Source organism: Vibrio sinensis, from assembly GCF_003605645.1.
GTDB classification, from domain to species: Bacteria; Pseudomonadota; Gammaproteobacteria; order Enterobacterales; family Vibrionaceae; genus Vibrio; species Vibrio sinensis.
Genome location: NZ_QVMU01000010.1, coordinates 124178 through 148773, shown reverse-complemented (window position 1 = coordinate 148773; position 24596 = coordinate 124178). Strand labels below are relative to the sequence as shown.

At 43.4% G+C, this 24596-nt stretch carries 20 protein-coding genes; 6 read left to right on the top strand and 14 right to left on the bottom strand.

Annotated features, from left to right (window positions below; all coding sequences use genetic code 11):
- Window positions 1-187: 187 nt before the first annotated feature.
- From DZ860_RS12670 to DZ860_RS12660, 3 genes are all read right to left on the bottom strand, one after another.
- Entirely contained in the window at window positions 188-958 is a 771-nt protein-coding gene (locus DZ860_RS12670; RefSeq protein ID WP_120031803.1) for an ABC transporter permease, read from the bottom strand.
- The gene (locus DZ860_RS12665; RefSeq protein ID WP_120031817.1) at window positions 958-1884 is read right to left on the bottom strand and encodes an ABC transporter ATP-binding protein; all 927 of its coding nucleotides are present in this window, start codon (window positions 1882-1884) and stop codon (window positions 958-960) included. Before DZ860_RS12665 ends, DZ860_RS12670 begins: the two co-directional genes overlap by 1 nt.
- A gap of 274 nt (window positions 1885-2158) precedes the next feature.
- The gene (locus DZ860_RS12660) at window positions 2159-3826 is read right to left on the bottom strand and encodes a SulP family inorganic anion transporter (RefSeq protein WP_207890633.1); all 1668 of its coding nucleotides are present in this window, start codon (window positions 3824-3826) and stop codon (window positions 2159-2161) included.
- Between the two features lie 247 nt (window positions 3827-4073).
- Between DZ860_RS12660 and can the strand changes: the two genes are divergently transcribed.
- Entirely contained in the window at window positions 4074-4742 is a 669-nt protein-coding gene (gene can / locus DZ860_RS12655) for a carbonate dehydratase (RefSeq protein ID WP_120031799.1), read from the top strand.
- 151 nt (window positions 4743-4893) lie between these two features.
- Here the strand turns inward: can and hpt are convergent, their stop codons facing one another.
- Window positions 4894-5424, bottom strand: coding sequence for a hypoxanthine phosphoribosyltransferase (hpt, locus tag DZ860_RS12650; RefSeq protein WP_005593192.1), 531 nt, complete (start codon window positions 5422-5424; stop codon window positions 4894-4896).
- 311 nt (window positions 5425-5735) lie between these two features.
- Here hpt and DZ860_RS12645 point away from each other — a divergent pair, with 311 nt between their 5' ends.
- Complete coding sequence (locus tag DZ860_RS12645) at window positions 5736-6353, top strand: LuxR/HapR/OpaR family quorum-sensing transcriptional regulator (protein WP_120031797.1); 618 nt, start codon at window positions 5736-5738, stop codon at window positions 6351-6353.
- A 106-nt stretch (window positions 6354-6459) separates the two neighbouring features.
- On the opposite strand, the gene lpdA is transcribed toward DZ860_RS12645, so the two are convergent.
- The 7 genes from lpdA to xerD all read right to left on the bottom strand — a co-directional run bounded on the left by lpdA (window position 6460) and on the right by xerD (window position 17442).
- The gene (lpdA, locus tag DZ860_RS12640; protein WP_120031795.1) at window positions 6460-7890 is read right to left on the bottom strand and encodes a dihydrolipoyl dehydrogenase; all 1431 of its coding nucleotides are present in this window, start codon (window positions 7888-7890) and stop codon (window positions 6460-6462) included.
- A 265-nt stretch (window positions 7891-8155) separates the two neighbouring features.
- A complete protein-coding gene (gene aceF / locus DZ860_RS12635; protein ID WP_120031793.1) occupies window positions 8156-10048 on the bottom strand; it encodes a pyruvate dehydrogenase complex dihydrolipoyllysine-residue acetyltransferase in 1893 nt (630 codons plus the stop codon).
- Between the two features lie 30 nt (window positions 10049-10078).
- Window positions 10079-12742: a pyruvate dehydrogenase (acetyl-transferring), homodimeric type gene (aceE, locus tag DZ860_RS12630; protein ID WP_120031791.1), complete on the bottom strand. Its 2664-nt coding sequence runs from the start codon at window positions 12740-12742 to the stop codon at window positions 10079-10081.
- Window positions 12743-12773: 31 nt separating this feature from the next.
- Window positions 12774-13538, bottom strand: coding sequence for a pyruvate dehydrogenase complex transcriptional repressor PdhR (pdhR, locus tag DZ860_RS12625; protein WP_120031789.1), 765 nt, complete (start codon window positions 13536-13538; stop codon window positions 12774-12776).
- 376 nt (window positions 13539-13914) lie between these two features.
- Entirely contained in the window at window positions 13915-15654 is a 1740-nt protein-coding gene (gene recJ / locus DZ860_RS12620) for a single-stranded-DNA-specific exonuclease RecJ (protein ID WP_120031787.1), read from the bottom strand.
- Between the two features lie 88 nt (window positions 15655-15742).
- Window positions 15743-16528, bottom strand: a complete 786-nt coding sequence (gene dsbC / locus DZ860_RS12615; protein ID WP_120031784.1) for a bifunctional protein-disulfide isomerase/oxidoreductase DsbC — start codon at window positions 16526-16528, stop codon at window positions 15743-15745.
- A gap of 17 nt (window positions 16529-16545) precedes the next feature.
- Window positions 16546-17442 carry a site-specific tyrosine recombinase XerD gene (gene xerD, locus DZ860_RS12610; protein WP_120031815.1) on the bottom strand — a complete coding sequence of 299 codons (897 nt, stop codon included), beginning with the start codon at window positions 17440-17442 and terminating at the stop codon, window positions 16546-16548.
- A gap of 230 nt (window positions 17443-17672) precedes the next feature.
- Here xerD and fldB point away from each other — a divergent pair, with 230 nt between their 5' ends.
- Complete coding sequence (fldB, locus tag DZ860_RS12605; RefSeq protein ID WP_120031782.1) at window positions 17673-18191, top strand: flavodoxin FldB; 519 nt, start codon at window positions 17673-17675, stop codon at window positions 18189-18191.
- A gap of 72 nt (window positions 18192-18263) precedes the next feature.
- Here the strand turns inward: fldB and ampD are convergent, their stop codons facing one another.
- Window positions 18264-18815 carry a 1,6-anhydro-N-acetylmuramyl-L-alanine amidase AmpD gene (gene ampD, locus DZ860_RS12600; protein WP_120031780.1) on the bottom strand — a complete coding sequence of 184 codons (552 nt, stop codon included), beginning with the start codon at window positions 18813-18815 and terminating at the stop codon, window positions 18264-18266.
- A 133-nt stretch (window positions 18816-18948) separates the two neighbouring features.
- Here ampD and nadC point away from each other — a divergent pair, with 133 nt between their 5' ends.
- Entirely contained in the window at window positions 18949-19851 is a 903-nt protein-coding gene (gene nadC, locus DZ860_RS12595) for a carboxylating nicotinate-nucleotide diphosphorylase (protein WP_120031778.1), read from the top strand.
- A gap of 81 nt (window positions 19852-19932) precedes the next feature.
- Here the strand turns inward: nadC and lptG are convergent, their stop codons facing one another.
- Window positions 19933-21003, bottom strand: coding sequence for an LPS export ABC transporter permease LptG (gene lptG, locus DZ860_RS12590; RefSeq protein ID WP_120031776.1), 1071 nt, complete (start codon window positions 21001-21003; stop codon window positions 19933-19935).
- Window positions 21004-21006: 3 nt separating this feature from the next.
- Window positions 21007-22110, bottom strand: a complete 1104-nt coding sequence (gene lptF / locus DZ860_RS12585; RefSeq protein ID WP_120031774.1) for an LPS export ABC transporter permease LptF — start codon at window positions 22108-22110, stop codon at window positions 21007-21009.
- 192 nt (window positions 22111-22302) lie between these two features.
- Here lptF and pepA point away from each other — a divergent pair, with 192 nt between their 5' ends.
- Together pepA and DZ860_RS12575 are read left to right on the top strand one after the other, a co-directional pair.
- Window positions 22303-23811 (top strand): leucyl aminopeptidase, encoded by a 1509-nt coding sequence (gene pepA / locus DZ860_RS12580; RefSeq protein WP_120031772.1) that lies wholly within the window; start codon window positions 22303-22305, stop codon window positions 23809-23811.
- A gap of 173 nt (window positions 23812-23984) precedes the next feature.
- On the top strand, window positions 23985-24434 hold the full coding sequence (locus tag DZ860_RS12575) for a DNA polymerase III subunit chi (protein WP_120031770.1): 450 nt from the start codon (window positions 23985-23987) through the stop codon (window positions 24432-24434).
- The last annotated feature ends 162 nt before the right edge of the window (window positions 24435-24596 follow it).

The window sequence follows — 24596 nt, the reverse complement described above, 5'->3', positions numbered from 1 at the left end:
GAGTTGAGGGACAATGGCAAACGGCTAATACTTCCTAAAAAGAGAAAAAGAAAGCCTTACCCCAGAGCTGTGCTAAAAAAAGCGCAAAAATACCCCTCACGCTCTAGAGATAAAAATGCCACTCGCTCTTAAGCGAGTGGCATTAGTCCAATGGACAACCTTTTTCGTTTTTACTCTCTAATCAACATTAAGAGCGCAAGCCAATCCCTTTAGTCACAAGATAATGCGCGACCGCATACAGCACGACAACAAAAATGATTAGGACACTAAATGAGGTAACAATGTTCACATCCGATACCCCTAAGAAGCCATAACGGAAAGCGTTCACCATATACACAATTGGGTTGATCTTAGAAACACCTTGCCAAAACTCGGGCAGTAAACTGATCGAATAGAACACCCCGCCAAGGTAGGTTAATGGCGTTAAAATGAACGTAGGTATAATTGAGATATCATCAAACGTTTTTGCGTATATCGCATTAATCAGCCCACCGAGAGAGAAAACTACGGAAGTTAAAAATACGGTCGCAATAATGACGCCCCAATGATCCACCTGTAGATCGACAAAAAATAGCGACACAAACGTAACAATAGTCCCGACTAACAAGCCTCGAACCACTCCGCCCATCACAAAGCCTGCAATAATGACGTAGTTTGGTACTGGCGCAACTAACAGCTCTTCAATGTTTTTTTGAAACTTTGCGCTGAAAAAAGAAGATGCCACATTGGAATATGAGTTTGTGATCACCGACATCATGATCAGACCCGGAACAATGTACTCCATATAACTGAAGCCATTCATCTCACCGATTCTAGAGCCGATTAAGCTGCCAAAAATAATGAAATACAACGTCATAGTGATTGCTGGCGGAACGAGCGTTTGCACCCATATACGAGTAAAACGATTAATCTCTTTAGTTAACAAGCTACAAAAAGCGGTCCAATAGAGCTGATACATTAGCTTTCACCTCGTGCTTGCTGTTGAACAATACTGACAAATAACTCTTCTAGTCGGTTCGCTTTATTACGCATCGACATAACTTGGATACCACTTTCACTCAATTGACTGAATACATGATTCAAGCCTTGAGTTTTCTCTATTTCGATTTCTAACGATCCATTATGGAGGTTTTGTGAAGTCACACCTTGCAGTTGTGGTACATCACCATCCCCCTCGATATCGAGAATAAAAGTTTCTACATCGAGCTTCGCCAATAGCGACTTCATTGACGTATTTTCAATGAGCTCCCCTCGGTTGATAATGCCGATATTGCGACACAGCATTTCCGCCTCTTCGAGATAGTGAGTCGTCAAAATGATCGTAATACCCTGCTCTGCATTAATTTCTTTTAGGAACTCCCACATAGAACGACGTAGTTCGATATCCACACCAGCGGTGGGTTCATCAAGGATCAATAACTGAGGTTCATGCATTAATGCCCGTGCAATCATTAAACGACGCTTCATGCCACCCGATAGGTTTCGTGCCCGTTCACTACGTTTTTCCCACAAATCCAGTTTGGTCAGGTATTTTTCAGCACGTTGTTTTGCCAGTGATTTTTTTACCCCATAATAGCCAGCTTGCTGTAATACGATCTGCTCAACTGTTTCAAACTGGTTAAAGTTAAACTCTTGAGGTACCAACCCCAGATTCTGCTTCGCTAGTTCTAAATCAATATCAATATCGAAGCCAAAGACTTTCACTTGCCCTGAGGTTTTGTTCACTAATGACGAAATGATTCCGATCGTCGTTGATTTCCCTGCGCCATTTGGGCCAAGTAAGGCATAAAAATCGCCCTTTTCAACATTAAGGCTCACGCCTTTCAGTGCTTCAAAACCACCAGCATAAGTTTTACGAAGTTGTTCAATTTCTAGTGCGTACATAGCGTTGCGTTGCCATTCAAATAGATTCATTACTGGGAGCTGTGAACTTTTAATCTAAGGTCTTCTCTAAAAGAATCGCCTTTTAACCAAGATCACACCACCATGATATTGCTCATATGGTGAACTAGATTATCGTCAAATGACGATAAATACAATATACCGCTCAGAATCATGTAAGAGCAAAACTCTGCCTCAGCGACTCACAACTCGATAGCGAACCATCGCGGCGTAAAAAAATATTGCGCCCTGCACAATTTTAACGGCATAGATATCGCTAGGACTGAAACATCATTTTGTCGGCTTCGACATAACTAACCGCCGCTTCTAACGCATCAATACGTAACTGATAGGTATTAGAATCAGGCACTAAATCGAGCACATGAAACTTTTCCAACTGCTCTTTGGTGCGCTCATTTGGGCAGAGTAAATAGACTTCACATTGAGCATCCAAAGCATCTTTAATCGCATTTTCTAATGCCAAACCAACCGTGACATCAATCATAGGTACATCGGTAAGATCTAAAATCATCGCTTCATAGTCAGAAATACTACTGTGCTGACGTGAAATCGCTTTAGACACACTAAAAATCATCGGGCCGGAAAGGTAAAAAAAGAGAACTTTATCATTCGCTTGATCCAACAAAGCTCGTTCAGTGTCGCTCAATGGAACATCGTCTTCATCGGCATCACTGATGGCTTTAACTTGCCTTGCTTGCTCGCGACTAAGGCGTTCAATAATGATGATATTGGAAATAAATACACCCAATCCGACAGCGGCAATCAAATCAACGAACACAGTCAAAAGCATCACGCCATACATGATGGCCATACCTTGAACACTGACTTTATGTGCGCGTTGAATAAAACTCCAATCCAAAATATTAAACCCAACATAAACCGCAATGCCTGCCAATACCGCCATAGGAATAGGCTCAGTAAGGCCACCAGCAACCAATACGACCAAAGCCAGCATCAATGCTCGAATCACACCAGATAAAGGCGATCGAGCGCCCACTTGAATATTGGTGACGGTTCCCATCGTCGCGCCCGCACCTGGCAGCGCGCCAAATAAGCCCGAGATCATATTGGCTAGCCCCTGACCACGTAACTCTTTATCTGAGTCGTGTTCTTTACGCGTAAGCGAATCGCCAATGACAGCGGTCAACAAGGTATCAATACAACCTAGAGTTCCAAGAACCAAAGCATCGATCACCATAGTCGTGAACATCTCCCCATTAATATGGGGGATAACCAAGGATGGCAGCCCTGCAGGTATTTCTCCAATTCGTCGAATTGAATCGGTATCAAATAAAATAACGGAAAGAAGTGTTACAGCTATCAAGGCGACCAACTGAGCCGGAATGTATTTTCGATACTGTTTAGGAAAAAAGAACAAAATCCCCAATGTGAGTAACCCTAAAAACAATTCACTAAATCGTACATTCGTGATGAGTTCAGGTAGTGAAGAAAGCGTTCCCATTACGCCACCAGAGGGCGCTGCATGCCCTAAAAGCGGTGACAGCTGTAAGATGATAAGAATAACGCCAATGCCGGACATAAAGCCGGAGATCACGCTATAGGGCATCAAAGTAACGTATTTCCCTAACTTTAATGTCCCCAATAAGACTTGGAACGCTCCCGCCATCATTACAACGGTAAATGTCATCGCCATACCCGTTTCAGGATACTTTGCCATCATGCTGGTTAAGACTGCCGTCATAATCACCGTCATTGGACCTGTCGGCTCTGAGATGAGTGTTGAGGAGCCTCCGAATAAGGCAGCAAACAAGCCGACCATAATCGCTCCCCAGAGCCCAGCTTCAGCTCCAGCTCCTGATGCGACCCCAAATGCCAAAGCGAGCGGCAAAGAGATGATCGCCGTGGTCACGCCACCAAACAAATCACCTTTAAAATTAATATCTTCGAAACGTCGTCCCAGCAACATAGCGCTCCCTGCAAGAATAAAAAGACAAACCGCATTATTCTAACCAAGGTCAATAGTGATACGAAAGTGTTAATTTAATCACAGTAATGCAACAAGATGGCTTAGGGTAATCAAAAAGACTAAGTTTATGATTTTTTATATAACAACACGTCAGATGAGTGCATTTTCATGCATTTTTTTAGAGAATGGCTTTGTAACATTGTGTATATTATCGCCGAGAAACTTTAGGGATATAAGTACGACGATGCCTCAAATCAAACAGTTATTCGACAACAACTCTAAGTGGTCTGATGAAATTAAATCTAAACGACCGGAATATTTCACTAAAATGGCCGAAGGCCAAAAGCCAGATTTTCTTTGGATCGGCTGCTCTGATAGTCGAGTTCCCGCCGAACGATTAACCGGACTATTTTCTGGTGAACTGTTTGTTCACCGTAACGTTGCTAACCTTGTCATTCATACCGACTTAAACTGCCTTTCTGTTGTTCAATACGCTGTTGATGTTCTAAAAATAAAGCACATTATTATTTGTGGCCACTATGGCTGTGGTGGTGTTAACGCTGCGATTGATAATCCTAAACTTGGCTTAATCAACAACTGGTTACTGCACATCCGAGATATCTATTTCAAACACCGCAACTATCTTGACCAAATGCCTGAACAAGATAAAGCCGACAAGCTCAGTGAGCTTAACGTGGCAGAACAGGTCTATAACTTAGGTAATTCAAGCATCATGCAAAATGCGTGGGAACGAGGCCAAGACGTAGAAATACATGGCGTTGTTTACGGAATTGAAGATGGACGTTTAGAGTATCTCGGTATTCGTTCTCATTCAGCAGAAACGGTAGAGGCTTCATACCAAACCGCGATGGATAAGATTCTAAATCCTGAATACAAACTTCTTTGTCGTTAAACTTTTTTACGTGTCGTTGCTTTAACAAGCCTAGTGCAAGAACGATTTGAGTTTTCCTTAATCTGAAATACGTAGCCGTTCGACAACTAAAAAGCCCATCATGTGAATGATGGGCTTTTGCTATCTTGTTGTCATCTCAAGCTAATACAGCTTACTCTTGAGGAACAACTTTACCAATGTATGGTAGATGACGGTATTTTTGTGCGTAATCGATACCAACACCAACAACAAATTCATCTGGGATTTCAAAGCCGATCCATTGCACTGGCACATCAACTTCACGACGAGATGGTTTATCAAGTAATGTACAGATTTCAATCGATTTTGGTTCGCGAAGAGACAAGATTTCACGAACTTTATTCAATGTATTACCTGTATCGATAATATCTTCAACTAAAAGGACATCTTTACCTTTAATGTCATCATCAAGGTCTTTTAGGATTCGTACATCACGTGAGCTTTCCATGGTATTGCCATAGCTAGAAGCGGTCATGAAATCAACTTGATGTGTGAGTTCGATAGCACGCGCTAGATCAGCCATAAAGACAAATGAGCCACGCAGTAAACCTACCAACACGAGATCTTCACTACCTTGATAATGAGCTGTGATCTGCTTACCTAATTCACGCACGCGTTCCTGAACTTCCTGCTCAGAAATCATTACTTCTATTGTATGTTTCATTCCAATCTCTTTATGGGTTTTCGTGTATCTAATCTGTTCAAGTGTAGCTCAGACAAAGGCCAACACTTTTGGTCCCCCATCTTAACACCCTCAATGTCAGAGTAGAAATGATAACCCAATGTAGATTTTTACTTTTACCGATAATCAGTATGACTTTCAGCACGATATTGATGCTGCTGTTTACAAAACGTACTGAAAATATTGACGTTCAAAATATGCACCATTACACTCATGAATGCTATATGCAATTAATAAAATACTAATTAGGGCAAAGCCCAAAAAACAACTCAATTGGCAAGGAAATCATAACTATGGACTCTATAGCAAAGCGCCCTCGTACGCGCCTGTCCCCCCAAAAAAGAAAACAACAACTCATGGATATTTCACTCGAAGTATTCGCTCGACGCGGCATTGGTCGAGGTGGTCACGCTGATATCGCGGAAATAGCACAGGTCTCTGTCGCTACAGTATTTAATTACTTTCCAACCCGTGAAGATTTAGTCGATGATGTACTCAATTATGTTGTCAGACAATTCTCAAACTTCCTCTCTGACAATATTGACCTCGATTTACACGCCAAAGAAAACCTTACGAACTTAACATCTGCAATGACCAACCTAGTGATCAATGATTGTCACTGGCTTAAGGTATGGTTTGAGTGGAGTGCATCGACTCGTGATGAAGTTTGGCCGCTATTTGTATCAACTAACCGCACCAATCAATTGTTAGTACAAAATATGTTTGCTAAAGCGATGGAGCGTGGTGAAGTGTGTCAAAAACATGAGCCCGCTGATCTCGCGACATTATTCCATGGTCTTTGCTACACATTGTTTATTCAAGCAAACCGTATAAACAATGAAGCTAAAATGGCTAAGCTCACTGAGACATATCTCGATATGCTGTGCATTTACCAACACTCAAATAAATAGAACTCATCACCTCTACATGATTGAGGTGTCGTGATTCAATATTTTATTTAGATGTAAAAAAACCGCTGATTACTCAGCGGTTTTTATCAATCAGATCGAAAAGAAATTATTTTTTCTTTTTGATTGCTTTTGCGTTTGGCAGGTCAGTGATAGTACCTTCAAACACTTCAGCCGCAAGACCAACAGATTCGTGCAATGTTGGGTGAGCGTGGATAGTTAGTGCGATATCTTCTGCATCACAACCCATCTCAATCGCTAAACCAATTTCACCAAGAAGTTCGCCGCCGTTAGTACCAACAATAGCACCACCAATCACGCGGTGAGTTTCTTTATCAAAGATAAGCTTTGTCATACCATCAGCACAATCTGATGCGATTGCACGACCAGATGCAGCCCATGGGAATGAAGCCACTTCGTAGTTGATACCCTCTGCTTTCGCTTCTTTTTCAGTTTTACCTACCCATGCAACTTCTGGCTCAGTGTAGGCAATTGAAGGGATCACTTTAGGATCGAAGTAGTGTTTCTTACCAGAGATAACTTCTGCAGCAACGTGACCTTCATGCACACCTTTGTGTGCAAGCATTGGTTGACCAACGATATCACCGATAGCGAAGATATGTGGTACGTTCGTACGCATTTGCTTGTCTACGTTGATGAAACCACGCTCATCAACTTCAAGACCTGCTTTTTCTGCATCAAGAAGTTTACCGTTAGGTACACGACCGATTGCAACAAGAACAGCATCATAACGTTCAGCTTCTGCTGGCGCTTTTTTGCCTTCCATTGAAACGTAGATACCATCTTCTTTCGCTTCAACTGCTGTTACTTTCGTCTCAAGCATCAAGTTAAACTTGTTCTTGATACGCTTGGTGTACACTTTCACCATGTCTTTGTCGGCAGCTGGAATTAGCTGATCAAACATTTCAACGACATCGATTTGAGAACCTAGAGAGTGGTATACCGTTGCCATTTCAAGACCGATGATACCACCGCCCATGATCAACAGTTTTCCTGGTACTTCTTTCAGTTCTAACGCGTCTGTCGAGTCCCAAATACGAGGGTCTTCATGTGGAATGAATGGCAGTTTAATTGGACGAGAGCCCGCAGCAACAATCGCGTTGTCAAAATTAACAACAGTTTTGCCATCTTCGCCAGTAACTTCAATAGAGTTAGGACCAGTAAACTGGCCTAGACCGTTCACAACTGTCACTTTACGCATCTTAGCCATACCGCCAAGACCGCCTGTTAGTTGGCTGATTACTTTCTCTTTCCACAAGCGAATTTTATTAATATCAGTTTGTGGTTCGCCGAATACGATACCGTGTTCAGCTAGTGCTTTTGCTTCTTCGATTACTTTAGATACGTGAAGCAGTGCTTTTGATGGGATACAACCAACATTCAGACACACACCACCAAGAGTGCTGTAACGTTCGATAAGAACAGTGTCCAGACCTAAGTCTGCACAACGGAATGCAGCGGAGTAACCAGCAGGACCTGCACCAAGTACTACTACTTGGGCTTTAATTTCTTTGCTCATGTTGACCTCTTGTAGTCATTATCCCTAACAGGCAGAGTGAGTATTAATTTCTTTAGCAGTCTTTTGTTTTGTACGGCTATTTTCAGACCGACATCAGTTTACAGAGATGTTAATGATGTGAAAAGTAAATCAATTTAGCCTGTGAGCTAGACAACAATTCGATAAAGAAGCCTCACATTAATTGTGGGCTTAAAATCCAATCATTCAGTAATTTAAGTTAATTAGAGGCGGCTAACTTGCCGCCTCTATCTCATCTAATTGCAGATTAAAGCACTAGACGACGAATGTCAGATAGACACTCATTTAGGTAAGTGATGAAACGCGCACCTTCAGCACCATCAATCACACGGTGATCGTATGACAGTGATAGCGGAAGCTGTAGGCGTGGTTCAAATTCTTTACCGTTCCAAACAGGTTTGATTTCAGACTTAGATACACCAAGGATGCCCACTTCTGGTGCATTTACGATTGGCGTAAATGCAGTACCACCGATACCACCAAGGCTCGAGATAGTGAAACAGCCACCTTGCATATCAGCTGCAGTTAGCTTACCAGAACGTGCTTTCTTAGAGACAACCATTAGCTCTTCAGAAAGCTCATAGATACCTTTTTTGTTCACGTCTTTAAATACAGGAACAACTAAGCCATTTGGTGTATCAACAGCAATACCTACGTTTACATACTTCTTAAGAATGATGCTTTCGCCATCTTCAGATAGTGATGAGTTAAACGCTGGGAACGCTTCTAGTGCTTTCGCAACGGCTTTCATGATGAACACAAGTGGTGTGATCTTCATGCCTGTATCTTTCTTCGCTTCAACTGCATTCTGCTCTTTACGGAATGCTTCTAGCTCAGTGATATCCGCATTATCCCACTGTGTAACATGCGGGATCATTACCCAGTTACGGTGCAGGTTAGCACCAGAAATTTTCTTAATCTTAGAAAGTTTCTGAACTTCTGTCTCACCAAACTTGCTGAAGTCCACTTTTGGCCATGGTAGTAGACCAAGTGCGCTACCGTCTCCGCCTTTACCTGCCGCAGCTGCGCCAGACTCTAGACGTTTCAGAGCATCTTTAACGTAAGACTGTACGTCTTCTTTAAGGATACGGCTCTTACGACCAGTACCTTTAACCTTAGATAGGTTTACGCCAAATTCACGAGCCAAACGGCGAACTACTGGAGATGCGTGCGCGTAGTCACCATTCTCTTGGAAATCACCCGCTGTTGCTGGAGCTGCTGCTTCCGCTTTAGGTGCCGCTGCAACCGGTGCTGCCGCTTGCGCTGGAGCTGCTTGAGCAACTGGAGCCGCGACTGGCGCTGCGCCTGCTACTTCAAAGACCATGATTAAAGAACCCGTGGTTACTTTGTCGCCAGCTGCGATTTTGATCTCTTTGATCGTACCCGCGAATGGTGCTGGTACTTCCATTGATGCTTTATCGCCCTCAACAGTGATTAGAGATTGCTCTTCTTCTACTGTATCGCCAACTGCTACCATGATTTCAGTGACTTCTACTTCATCACCACCGATGTCTGGTACGTGTACATCTTTAGCTGCAGACGCTGCTGGAGCCGCTGCAACTGGTGCTGCTGCTTGAGCTACAGGTGCTGAACCCGCTGCTGCGCCAACTTCAAAGATCATCACAAGTGAGCCAGTTGATACTGAATCACCAACAGCAATTTTGATTTCTTTTAGTGTACCGGCAAATGGTGCTGGTACTTCCATAGAAGCTTTGTCGCCTTCAACTGTAAGAAGAGATTGCTCTTCTTCAATTGAGTCGCCAACCGCTACCATGATTTCAGTGACTTCTACTTCATCGCCACCAATATCTGGTACGTGAACTTCTTTCAATTCACTTGCCGCTGCTGCCGCAGGAGCCGCTACTGGAGCTGCTTCAACCGCTGGAGCAGATGCAGCTTGCGCTGCACCCTCGGCTTCGAACGTCATGATTAGAGAACCAGTAGAAACCGAGTCGCCTACTGCGATCTTGATTTCTTTAACGATACCCGCTTGAGATGCAGGAACTTCCATAGAAGCTTTATCGCCTTCAACTGTGATTAGAGATTGCTCTTCTTCAACCTTGTCGCCAACGCTTACAAGAATCTCAGTAACTTCAACCTCATCGGCACCGATGTCTGGTACATTAATTTCGATTGCCATTGCTTACCTACCTTTTAATTAAGCGTTGTGTTATGCGTATTGTGGGTTTGTTTTTTCAGTGTCGATATTGAATTTCTTGATTGCTTCAACAACCACAGATTTATCCATATCGCCACGCTTCACAAGCTCAGTTAGAGCTGCAACAACCACGTAACCTGCGTTCACTTCGAAGTGACGACGTAGGTTCTCACGGCTATCTGAACGACCGAAGCCATCAGTACCCAACACTTTGTAAGACTCAGCCGGTACGAATGCACGAACTTGCTCAGCGTAGTTCTTCATGTAGTCAGTTGCTGCAATTGCAGGTTCGCTACCAAGAACGGTTGTGATGTACGGTACTTTCGCTTCCGCTTCAGGGTGTAGCATGTTGTCACGCTCTACCGCTTGACCATCACGAGTTAGTTCGTTAAACGACGTTACAGAGAATACATCAGATGCAACACCGTACTCTTCGCTAAGGATTTGAGCCGCTTTACGCACTTCGTTCATGATTGTACCTGAACTTAGTAGCTGTACTTTCGACTTATCACCAGCGTAAGACTCAAGCTTGTAGATACCCTTACGGATGCCTTCTTCAGCGCCTTCTGGCATTGCTGGCATTGCGTAGTTTTCGTTCATTACTGTTAGGTAGTAGTAAACGTTCTCTTGGTTCTCACCGTACATGCGACGGATACCGTCTTGCATGATAACCGCTAGCTCATAAGCAAACGTTGGATCGTAAGAGATACAGTTAGGTACTGTGTTCGCCATAATGTGCGAGTGACCGTCTTCGTGTTGTAGACCTTCACCGTTTAGCGTTGTACGACCCGCTGTAGCACCCAGTAGGAAGCCACGTGCTTGTTGGTCACCAGCTAACCATGCCATGTCACCAATACGTTGGAAACCGAACATTGAGTAGTAGATGTAGAATGGAATCATTGGTAGATCGTTGGTGCTGTATGAAGTCGCAGCAGCAACCCAAGACGCCATTGAACCTAGCTCGTTGATACCTTCTTGTAGAACCTGACCTGAAGTTGCTTCTTTGTAGTAAGAGACTACGCCGCGATCTTCTGGAGTGTATTCTTGACCGTGTGGGTTGTAGATACCAACCTGACGGAACAGACCTTCCATACCGAATGTACGCGCTTCATCACAGATGATAGGAACGATGTTCTTACCAATGTTCTTATCTTTAAGAAGAATATTTAGCGTACGTACATAAGCCATAGTGGTTGAGATTTCACGCTTTTGCTCACCAAGTAGCGGCGCGAATTCTTCTAGCTCAGGCACTTTAAATTCTTGAGTGAACTTCGGTAGACGCTTAGGCGTGTAACCGTGTAGCGCATTACGACGTGCGTGTAGATACTCGTACTCAGCAGAACCTTCTTCCAGTTTCAAGTATGGAAGCTCTTTGATCTTCTCATCTGAAAGAATATCTTGTAGACCTAGGCGATCACGAAGGTGTTGAACATGAGTCATGTCCATTTTCTTCACGCCATGCGCAATGTTCTTACCTTCTGCAGCATCACCCATACCGTAACCTTTTACTGTTTTCGCTAGGATTACAGTTGGTTTACCGTTGGTTTCTTTTGCATTATTGAACGCTGCAAACAGTTTAGATGAATCATGACCACCACGCTTAAGTGCGAAGATTTCGTCATCAGTCATATCAGCAACAAGAGCTGCTGTTTCTGGGTATTTACCGAAGAAGTGCTCACGTACATAAGCGCCATCTTTCGATTTAAATGTTTGGTAGTCACCGTCGATCGTTTCGTTCATTAACTGAAGAAGTTTACCTGTGGTGTCTTTAGCAAGTAGTGAATCCCAGTTGCTACCCCAAATTACTTTAACAACATTCCAACCAGCGCCTTTAAATAGACCCTCAAGTTCTTGGATGATGCTACCGTTACCCATAACAGGACCGTCTAGGCGCTGTAGGTTACAGTTAATTAGGAAACATAGGTTATCTAGTTTCTCACGCGCAGCGAAAGAAATAGCACCACGTGATTCTGGCTCATCCATCTCACCGTCACCTAGGAAAGCGTAAACACGTTGAGCTGAAGTTTGTTTCAGACCACGACCATCAAGATACTTCAAGAAACGAGCTTGATAGATAGCAGAGATTGGGCCAAGACCCATAGATACCGTTGGGAATTGCCAGAATTCAGGCATCAACTTAGGGTGTGGGTATGATGGAATACCTTTACCATCGACTTCTTGACGGAAGTTATCTAGCTGTTCTTCAGTTAGACGACCTTCAACGAAAGCACGAGAATAGATACCAGGAGAGATATGGCCTTGGTAATAAACTAAGTCACCACCGTCCGTCTCGTTTGGAGCGCGGAAGAAATGGTTGAAACATACTTCGTAGAATGCAGCTGCAGACTGGTAAGACGCCATATGACCACCAAGGTCTAGGTCTTTCTTAGATGCGCGCAATACAATCATGATCGCGTTCCAGCGAATGATTGAACGAATACGACGCTCAAGCGTTGTATCACCTGGGTAAGCTGGCTCTTGCGCCGCTGGAATCGTATTGATGTAATTAGTATTGATACCTGTAGCCATATCAACGCCATCAAGACGAGCTTTATCCAAAACTTGCTCAAGTAAATATTGAGCGCGTTCTACACCTTCTTCACGTACAACTGATTCAAGAGCTTGTAACCAATCTTGAGTTTCCAGTGCATCTACGTCATGCTTCATATCAGACATGCCGATCTATCCTTCTGTTGGTTGGATCTATTTATTCGTTACCCTGCTGAATTCGACGTAAAGAGCGCTCACGTCGAGACTCTTCACGAGTCAAATCCAACAATGTTTCTTCGATATAAGCTAAATGAGAATGTGACATTTCACGTGCCTTCTCAGGCTGGCCTGAAACAATCGCATCCACAATATTAGCTCGGTGTTTGCTGACTTTTTCCACCACATCATCGCGGCGGTGCAGTAACTTTAAATTCTGTAAAACATTTTGCTCAAGCAAAGGTGCAAGGCTACGAACAATATGTAGCAATACCACATTGTGTGCCGCTTCTGTTAAAGCGATCAGGAACTGCATAACAGCGGCTGATTCAGCTTCAATATTGTTATTACCTTGCTCTTGGCTAATACGCTCAAGACATGCTTGAATGCGCGCAAAATCTTCTTCGGTACCACGCAATGCAGCAAAATAAGCAGAGATACCTTCCATCGCATGACGCGACTCCAGTAAATCCAGTTGAGTTTCCGAATGACTAGACAATAAATTTAGCAGAGGATCAGAAAAGCCTTTCCAAATATTCTCGCAAACAAAGGTGCCTCCACCTTGGCGACGAGTAAGAAGACGCTTTGCTTCCAAACGCTGAATGGCTTCACGGACTGATGGACGAGATACATCGAACTGTTTCGCCAGTTCACGCTCTGGTGGCAATTGTTGCCCCGGAGATAATGTTCCTTCCACTATCAACCTTTCCAACTCTTGTTCTATAACATCTGAGAGTTTTGGCTGACGAATCCTTTGATAAGCCATAATTTAATGTATGTTCACTCTATGCTGGTAATTGGTAATACCAATTTTATGATGATGCAGAAATTAACATAATTAAAACGGCACTGTCCAGTCAAAAGTTGACCCAAGTCATGGAAATGCTGCCGTGAAAACAAGTTGATAACAATAGATATGTGAAATAGAAAAGCAAATGGTATGACCAATTACAATTAATAAACAGGCAAGAGCAAATTTACGCCAAAAATGACGAAAATTTGTAAATTCTAAAGAAAAATGACGAAATTAATCATTTTTGTGTAAATGCATTTCAAGTATTAAATTCGCTAAAAATATTCTCTCAATATACCGAATGCTTTGTCAGAAAAAGCAGACTTTGACATCCGCTTTTTCCTTATGGCTATCTGGCTTCGATGTAATCAATCAGCAATTGAAGCGATTGGTTACCTCTAAACTCGTTAATATCCAATTTATAAGCTAAGTGCACCGTCTTCACTGAAGCGTCAGGCCAACGTCGCAAGTCCACATTAAACGCAATACCATCAATCATGATATTTGTCGGTAACCCTTTAAACAAAGGCTCTAACATCAGTTTTAAGTGTTTTTCACCTACGAGCTTCTGGTGCAGTACTTTAAATTCGCCATCAAATAGCGGTTCAGGGAATGCTTGTCCCCATGGCCCACCAGAACGTAATAGTTCCGCGGTATGCATCGAGAACTCTTCTGGCTTCAATTCACCATCAGAAAGAATCACGCCTTTCAGTGCTGCATCATCAAGATCTTCTCTTACTGCCTCATCAAACAGGCGGGAGAATCGTTCAAAGTCACTCTCTTTGATCGTTAAGCCGGCGGCCATCGCGTGCCCACCAAACTTCTCAATCAAACCAGGATTCTGGGTATCAATACGATCTAATGTATCACGCATGTGCAGCCCTGGAATGGACCGGCATGAACCTTTGATCTTACCATCGCCACCATCAGCAAAAGCAATCACTGGACGATGGTATTTATCTTTAATTCGAGAGGCTAGAATACCAATAACACCTTGATGCCAATCTCTTTGAAACAGAACTACGCCATAAGGCAACGCACTATTTTCACCAAACTGAAGTCGCTCACAAAAAGCCATCGCTTCTTGTTTCATACCATCTTCAATTTCTTTGCGTGTTTGGTTTAGCCCATCAAGTTCACTCGCCATTCGACGTGCGGCATGAATGTTATTCGACATCAACAGCTCGACCCCGAATGACATATCGTCAAGCCGGCCAGCGGCGTTAATTCTAGGCCCAAGGGCAAAACCAAAGTCCGAGGCGACAAGACGTCGGGCGTCTCGTTTAGCGATTTCGATTAATGCTTGAATACCAGGACGCGCTTTACCAGCTCGAATACGCTGCAACCCTTGATGTACCAGTATTCGGTTATTTTCATCCAAAGGAACAACATCGGCGACAGTACCCAGTGCAACTAAGTCAATTAATTCCATCAGCTTAGGTTCAGAGATCCCGCACTGTTCAAACCAACCCACTTTTCGCATATGCACGCACAGCGCCATCATAAGATAGAAAGCAACACCAACACCAGCCAGTGCCTTGGATGGGAATCCACACTCATGTAAATTAGGGTTTACCATTGCGTCAACTTCCGGCAACGTATGACCTGGTAAATGGTGATCAGTCACCAGCACCTGCAACCCTTGCTGCTTAGCGTATCGAACCCCCTCAATTGAAGAGACGCCATTGTCGACTGTCATAATAACATCAGCGCCAATTTCGATAACTTGATCGACAACTTCTGGGCTTAAGCCATAACCATCTTCAAAGCGGTTGGGAACTAAGTAATCAACGTTATGACATCCCAACATACGCAGAGCTAAAACCGAAAGAGCTGAACTTGTTGCACCGTCAGCATCAAAGTCTCCCACGACAATGATTCGTTTTTGCGCCTGAATTGCGTTAAAAAGCAGCTCCACGGCTGCATCAATACCGAGTAATTTTTGATATGAATGCAAACCGCGCATGGTTGTTTCTAATTGCTCTGTACTCGTAACTCCGCGGTTGATGTAAATACGCTTCAATAACGGGGCAATGGTATCTGGCAATAAGGTTACATCGGCTTCTGGTCGACGTTGAATCTCTATCATAATAATAAAAATAGGCCCACGAGCTCTAAGCAATTACATAAACATGGTTTAAGTAATTAGCTTAGGCACTGAGCCTACTTCCTTTTAGTTAAAGTTGTTGTAAACGTTGCAGCAATTGAGCTGGCGGCAAGTAACCACCAACCATTTCACCGTTTGGTAAGAAAATCGCTGGCGTACCGCTAATACCTAACTGGCGACCTAGGGCAAAATGCTTCTGGATAGTTTTTTGACACTGTTCGAAATTCTCACCTTTCGCAGGGAATTTACGTTCTACCTTACCGTCATGCATTGCTGCCTGTTGATCATCAGCACACCAAATAGCGGCCATTTGATCAGCAACCATACCCGTTGCACCTTGGCGAGGGTAAGCAAGGTAGCGAACTGTAATACCTAAGTCGTTGTATCCCTGCATCTGGCTATGTAATCGAACACAGTAACCACAAGTGATATCAGTAAATACTGTCACAACGTATTTTTCATTCGCCGCTTTGTATTCAATCATGCTGTCTTTGAAAGACTCAATTTTCTCTGCGTTCATCGGAGCTTGACGCTTCGCGACAACATCTTCATAACGACCATCTTTATCCAATGAATATAAGGTTCCTGCAATGAAATGGTCACCTTGAGGAGAAGCATAAAGCACACCATCGGCTGTTTGAATCTCAACCAAACCATCAACGCCAGATGGCACAACATCAACAATATTTAGACCAATTTTAGCAAAACGTTCTTTCAGTTGATTCTTATCGATAGCAACTTCTGCTGATGTTGCTGTGACAGCAGAGGAAGTTTGCGTTGTGTCGTTGGCCTGAGCAAAACTTGCCGCAGCAAAGAATGGCAGTGTTAATAACGTCATTTGGCGTAATACGCGCATTTTTTTCACCTTAATCGTTAAGCCCTTGGATGGTGCTCACTATGTAATTGTTTTAGCCTTTCAGTGGCTACATGAGTATAGATTTGCGTGGTCGACAAGTCACTATGTCCTAATAACATCTGTACGACTCGTAAGTCCGCACCATAATTTAATAAATGCGTAGCAAATGCGTGTCTTAAGACATGGGGAGAGAGTAATTCTGTCTCAATTCCCGCTAGGACGGCATAGTACTTAATACGATGCCAAAATGTTTGTCGGGTCATTTGTCTCGCTCGTTTACTCGGAAAAACGACATCAGACGTGGTTTCACCTAATAACTCAGACCTACCTTGTTGAAGAAAAGTTTCAATCCATTCAACTGCATTTTCTCCCATAGGGACCAAACGCTCTTTTCCCCCTTTGCCCATAACACGGACAACACCTTGACGCAGACTAATGTTTTCCATTGTTAGGCTAACCAACTCAGTCACACGTAAGCCCGTTGCATACAACAACTCTAACATTGCTTTGTCGCGTAGTTCCATGGCGTTATTCGTGTCAGGAGCGCTCAATAACGCATCAACTTGAGCTTCGGTTAAATCTTTTGGTAAGCGCTTAGGAAGCTTAGGGCTCACCAACATTGCACTCGGATCATCGATACGAATTTTCTCTCGATGGAGGTATTGAAACAAACGACGAATCGCTGACAGCATTCGCGCTCGGGAAGTCTGTTTATAATCTTGATCGGTTAACCAAGCTTGGTAATCCAACAGTCCTGAAAAACTAATAAAGTCCAAACGATAGTTTTGTTTATCCATCCATTGCAGAAGCTTCATTAAATCATTGCGATAGGACGCTAACGTATTTTCTGATAACCCTCGTTCCATCCACATCGCATCTAAAAACTGCTCTACAATCCCATGGTCGGGAGACATCACATCTGACACAACAATCCTCAAATTAGTTCTTCGCCTAGAAATTTTTCTCTAACAATGCATTGAGTTAAGCACGCTCAATCATTCATCGGCGCAGAGAATAGCCCATAAATGTAAGTGGCAAAAAATAATAAAGCCATAAAAAATAACCATCACGAGGATATTCGCTGCAATGATCGCCGATTTATGGTTAAAATTCTGCATTGCCCAACTAAAATGAAAAGATAGCTATGAAGATCGGTCTGTTTTACGGCTCAACCACTTGTTATACAGAGATGGCGGCAGAGAAAATGCGCGCTATCATCGGCGAAAATCTTGTCGATATACATAATGTGAAAGAGTCCCCACTTTCTCTTATGACAGGCTACGACCTCTTGATCTTAGGCATATCCACCTGGGATTTCGGAGAGATTCAGGAAGACTGGAATGAACTATGGGATCAAATCGGTGGCGTGTCGCTCGAAGGCAAAACCGTCGCATTATTCGGCTTAGGCGATCAAGAAGGCTATGGCGAGTGGTATTTGGATGCGATGGGGATGTTGCACGACGAACTACTGAAAACCGGAGCTAACCTCATCGGCTACTGGCCAACTGATGGCTATGAATTTGATGCATCTAAAGCCGTTACCGAAGATGGTTCTCTCTTTGTTGGACTGGCTTTAGATGAAGATTCTCAATACGAGTTAAGTGATGAGCGCATCGCCACTTGGATTGAACAAATCTTACTTGAGTATCAAGAAACATTGTAAGAACAAAGGCTCAAAGGTTAGCGACAACGCGCCTTTGAGCTAAAGACACACTTTACTTTCAAGGTTCAAATATCAAGTTTTAGACGCTAATGCTGCTCGGTAGCGCGGCCAATCAAAACATAAACCAGGGTCAGTTTTTCTTAAAGGTGCTATGTATTGATGCCCGGTAATTCTTGGCTGGGTAATGGCGCTATAACGCAATTGGATCGCCTGTGTTATTTGCGTTAACGCTTGATACTGTTCATCGGTATAGGCTATAAAATCCGTTCCCTCCAGTTCAATGCCGATTGAGTAGTCGTTACACTTTTCTCGCCCAGCAAAGCTCGACACACCTGCATGCCAGGCCCTCGCTGAAAACGGGACAAACTGTACCACTTCCCCATCTCGTCGAATCAAACAATGAGCCGATACCGTCATCGAAGCTATCACATTGAAAAATGGATGGGCATTCGGATCCAACTTGCCGGTGAAAAACTGCTCAATATAAGGTCCCCCAAACTGGCCGGGTGGTAAACTGATGTTGTGAATCACAAGCAAGGAAATATCACTCGAATCCGTTCGCTGATCAAAAAAAGGAGATGGCACCTTGCGCGCCAACTGATACCAACCATCCTTATCTATCATCTTTTATTCTCATTTCATTGACTGATTTTCAATTTTATCTTTTTGCGACGGATTTGCGAGATTAATGGCTGAATTTCACTCTTACTCAGCGTATCATGCCTACTCTTGTTCAACTGCGTAATTTAGATTTGCGATGAAAAATACACACAATAGCCAAGAACGTCTCGAATATTTAAAACAGCAACTTCCTCTAGAAATCCGTCGATCTGTTGCCGATACACTCAAAGAAGATCTCGGTGGTACCCTTGATCCTGCTGCTGATATCACCGCAAGCCTAATACCTGCTGATGCGCACAATGTAGCGACTATCATTACTCGTGAGCATGGCGTTTTTTGCGGTTTAGCATGGGCAGACGAAGTCTTTAAACAACTTGCCGAACAAGACAATGGCGGCAAGGTTACTATCGATTGGCACGTCCAAGATGGTGATACTGTCGAACCGAACCAAGTATTATGTACCTTATCTGGTCCATCTCGTATGCTGCTTACTGGCGAGCGTAATGCGATGAACTTCATTCAAACGCTATCAGGCTGCGCTACGGCAACAGCACTTTACGCGAAACAGATTGAAGGAACTGGATGTCGCCTACTAGACACTCGTAAGACCGTTCCCGGCCTTCGCAGTGCATTAAAGTATGCTGTCGCTTGCGGTGGTGGTTTCAACCACCGAATTGGTGTATTTGATGCGTATTTGATTAAAGAAAACCACATCATTGCGTGTGGTGGTATTAGCCAAACCATCAAAACAGCTAAAGAGCTAAATCCAGGTAAACCGGTAGAGGTTGAAACTGAAAATCTAGATGAGTTGCGTGAAGCGATTGAAGCGGGTGCGGATATCATCATGCTAGATAACTTTACGACCGATATGATGCGTGAAGCCGTAGAGATTAACGCAGGCCGCGCTGCACTTGAAAACTCAGGCAATGTGACTCTAGAGACAATCCGAGAGTATGCTGAAACAGGGGTAGACTACATCTCTGTAGGCGCGCTAACTAAGCATGTTAAAGCGCTTGATCTATCGATGCGTTTTAAATAATACCTGTTTTTTGATTTAAAAAAGGCTGCCGATGGCAGCCTTTTTATTACGATTAATGCGACGGGTTTTATATCACATAAGCTAAAGTTTTCGTCTCAGTAACATGATTGCTATGGTTAAGAAAACAAGGCTCGGCATCACAGCCCCTATATACGCAGGAATGTTGTATACCAAGCTCAGTGGGCCGAAAAACTCACTCGAGATGTAAAACGAGAATCCCGCTACAACGCCGGAGAGAATACGTGCGCCCATGGTCACACTACGCAAAGGGCCAAAGATAAACGACAAGGCCATCAGCATCATTACACCAATTGAGAAAGGCTGAGTTAGCTTTCGCCACAGTGCCAATTCATATCGTGCTGGATCTTGTTCTGACGCTTTCAAATAAGAGACATAATCGTATAACCCACTTAAAGAAAGCTCTTCAGGTTTAACCGTCACTAACGCCAACTTATCAGGTGCCAATGATGTTACCCATCGGTACTCTGGAAGTGACTGCTTAGTAATTTCAATACCATTATTCATGTCCGTTAATTGCACGCCTTTCATTAGCCATTCATTGTCAGCCAAGTATTGCACGCTATCTGCGTAAATGACGGTATCCAACTGTTTGTCTTTATCGAAACGCCACATGTTCAGGCCATGAATTTTTTCATCTTCTACTTTTCCGATAAAGATAAAGTCATTCGCATCTCTCGCCCAAACACCGGTTCGCACCGACATAATGGCACCATTAGACGTTGAAAATGCACGTAAATCACGCGCCATTTTCTGTGCTTGAGGTGCACCCCATTGCCCAAGTAGTGTCACGATAATCATTAACGGCACTGCCGTTTTTAGCACTGACAAACCGATATCAAGCTTAGAAAATCCAGCCGCTTGCATAACCACTAATTCTGAACTTGAAGCCAACATACCCAAGCCAATCAGTGCCCCTAACAATGCTGCCATTGGAAAGAACATTTCAATGTCACGCGGAATACTTAACAAAACATAAAATAAGGCTTGCAGCAGATCGTAAGTTCCCTCACCGACTTTACGAAGCTGTTCTACGTACTTGATAATCGCGGATAAACCGACAAACGTAACCAGCACTAACGACGATGTCGCTATGATGGTTTTACCAATATATAGGTCTAATATCTTAAACACTGCTTACGCTGCCTTCTTTCTTTGTCTCAATTTGTCTTTGAATTTTCGAACAGGAATACTGTCCATTGAATTCACTACTAACGCGGTTATCAGCAACGCCACATTAATTGGCCACATCCCGATAAATGCTGGAATTGAACCATCCTCTAAGGCAGACTTAGTCGCACTTATCGCTAAGAAATACGCTAAGTAAATCAAGATTGCCGGGCCCATTTTCGCAAAACGCCCCTGACGAGGATTCACCGCTGACAATGGCACCACCAGCATGGTTAACAACGGAATACAAACCACCAGAGAAATTCGCCATTGAAGCTCTGCTTGAGCTTTAGGATCATCGCTACCAAAAAGCTTCATGGTCGGGATAGCTTCCCAATCACGTCCTTTTTGTTTGACTTCTCGTTGACCAATTAATCCCTCATATTGCTCAAATTCAGTCACCATATAATCCAAACGTGTAGGCACGCCTTCATAGCGAGTCCCATCAAACATACGGATAATCTGACGACCATCACTCAACTCTTTCACTTCACCAGAAAGTGAAAAAGAGACACTCGGCAAGATAGAATCCCTTGGACGCATTTGCGCCACGAAGACATTCTTAAGTTGGTCACCCTCAATATCATCAATAAAGACAACGGAAGAGCCATCTGGCGTTCCCTGAAAATGCCCTTTCTTTAGTAAGTCGACACTGTTCTCTGCTTGAACTTTTTCTTCCAATTGAATCAGTTTTTCCTGACTCAAAGGAGAAAGGACAAAAGAGTTTGCAGCTGCCGCAATACCTGTGATCACCGCTAAATACAAGGCAGCACGGATAAGGAACTTATTCCCTATTCCCGTGGCATTCATTACGGTAATTTCACTTTCCGCGTACAAACGACCGAATGTCAGCAAAATTCCTAAAAATAGACTCAATGGCAGCATTAATAGCCCCATCGATGGCATACTCAACGCAACATAGTGCATCACTAAGCCTGCCGGGATCTCTCCATCGGACGCTTCCGCTAAAACTCGGATCAACTTTTGACTAAGAAACACTAGGAACAGGATGAAAAAAATCGCAAACTGGCTCTTGAGTGTCTCGCGGATCAAATATCTAACAATAATCACGCTGAAATTACCTATACAAAACTTGTTTTTTTAATTGAATCACTATAATTTCCCGTTAAACCTTATATTTTTTAAAATTTTCAGCTAACTGTTAATACGCTTATTTAAAGGTAGTTCTGAATAGAGAATCAACAAGTAAGCGAGTATTATCTAACATTTAGTTCTATTTGTCTTCAGGATGTAGGAGTACGCATGGAGTTCAGTGTAAAAAGTGGTAGCCCTGAGAAACAACGCAGCGCTTGTATCGTTGTGGGCGTGTTCGAACCACGTCGCCTTTCTCCAGTGGCCGAGCAGCTAGATAAAATCAGCGATGGCTATATTAGTTCACTACTTCGTCGTGGTGATCTGGAAGGAAAACCTGGTCAGATGCTACTACTGCATCAAGTACCTGGTGTGCTATCTGAACGCGTTTTACTGGTTGGTTGTGGTAAAGAACGCGAATTGGGCGAACGCCAATACAAAGAAATTATTCAAAAAACCATCAACACGCTTAACGAAACAGGTTCTATGGAAGCAGTATGTTTCCTCACTGAACTGCATGTTAAAGGTCGTGATACTTACTGGAAAGTTCGTCAAGCGGTTGAAGCGACTAAAGATGGCCTATACACCTTTGATCAATTCAAGAGTGTAAAACCTGAAACTCGTCGCCCACTACGTAAGTTAGTGTTCAATGTGCCAACTCGCCGTGAACTTAACCTTGGTGAGCGAGCAATTTCTCATGGCTTAGCGATTGCGTCTGGTGTTAAAGCATCAAAAGACCTTGGCAATATGCCACCAAATATCGCGAATCCTGCCTACCTTGCTTCTCAAGCTCGACGTCTAGCTGACGATTATGAAACTGTAACAACCAAAATCATTGGTGAGCAAGAAATGGAAAAACTGGGTATGACTTCATACCTAGCTGTTGGTCGTGGCTCTAAAAATGAATCTATGATGTCTATCATGGAGTACAAAGGCCATACTGATCCAAATGCAAAACCGATTGTTCTTGTTGGTAAAGGTCTAACTTTCGATTCAGGCGGCATCTCTTTGAAGCCAGGCGAAGCAATGGATGAAATGAAGTACGACATGTGCGGCGCTGCATCGGTATTCGGTACCATGAAAGCACTGGCTAAGTTGAATCTTCCTATCAATGTTATCGGTGTACTAGCTGGTTGTGAAAACATGCCAGGTAGCAATGCTTACCGCCCAGGTGATATTTTAACAACGATGTCAGGCCAAACAGTTGAAGTTCTGAATACCGATGCTGAGGGTCGTTTGGTTCTTTGTGATGCACTCACTTACGTTGAGCGTTTTGAACCTGAGTGTGTGATTGATGTTGCAACACTGACCGGCGCGTGTGTTATCGCACTTGGCCATCATATCAGTGGGGTTCTATCGAACCACAACCCACTATCGCACGAACTTGTTAATGCTTCAGAGCAAGCAAGTGACCGCGCATGGCGTCTGCCGATGGCTGATGAATACCATGAACAGCTAAAGAGCCCGTTCGCAGATATGGCGAACATTGGTGGCCGTCCAGCAGGCACTATTACCGCTGGTTGTTTCCTATCTAAGTTTGCGAAGAAATATCACTGGGCACACCTTGATATCGCAGGTACAGCTTGGAAATCAGGTGCAGCAAAAGGTTCAACAGGTCGTCCGGTCTCTTTGCTCGTCCAGTTCTTATTGAACCGTAGCGGCCAAGATACCGAAGAGTAATATTACTCATATCAGTAAAAAGGGCCGATAGGCCCTTTTTTAATGGATCTCATTCGTCGCAAACGGTAGCCTCAGTGATGATGTGTAATATCGATTCTGTACCAGATCAATTACATGAAGACGACAGAGTGAAACGGTAAATCAACCCGACGGATAGATGGATCAAAGCAGCTATGGCAAATGCAACGTTCTACATTGTAAAACCAGACTCTATCCAAGCGAGTGAAACAGGATTTGAACAATACATTCTGTTTTTGGCTCAGCACTTTGCCAAACAAGGGGCTAAATTATATATACAGTGCCAAGATAAAGCGCATGCTGAACGCATTGCTGAGTGCTTTTGGCAAGTCGAACCTGAGCATTTCATGGCACACAATCTCGTAGGTGAAGGTCCTAAGTATGCGACCAACATTGAAATTGGTCACCAAGGCGTCAAACCAACGTGGAACCGACAACTGGTAATAAATTTGGCCGATAGCGAGACAACCTTTGCGAACAAGTTTAATGAGGTGGTAGACTTCGTTCCTTGCGAAGAAAAAGCTAAGCAGCTCGCCAGAGAAAGGTATAAAATTTACCGACAAGCAGGCTATCATCTGCAAACGTTCGAGATCGAACACAAATAGCGGTCAATCCTTATAGTTAAGCTCTCCACACAGAGAGTTCACTTATAAGAATTGACTATGATTAACCAGAACCAGTCCTCTAAATAGTTGAACTGAAACCTAGTTGGCAAATAAACATAATCCTCTGAACGTATATCTCTATGTGATTAGGGTTTATGAAAG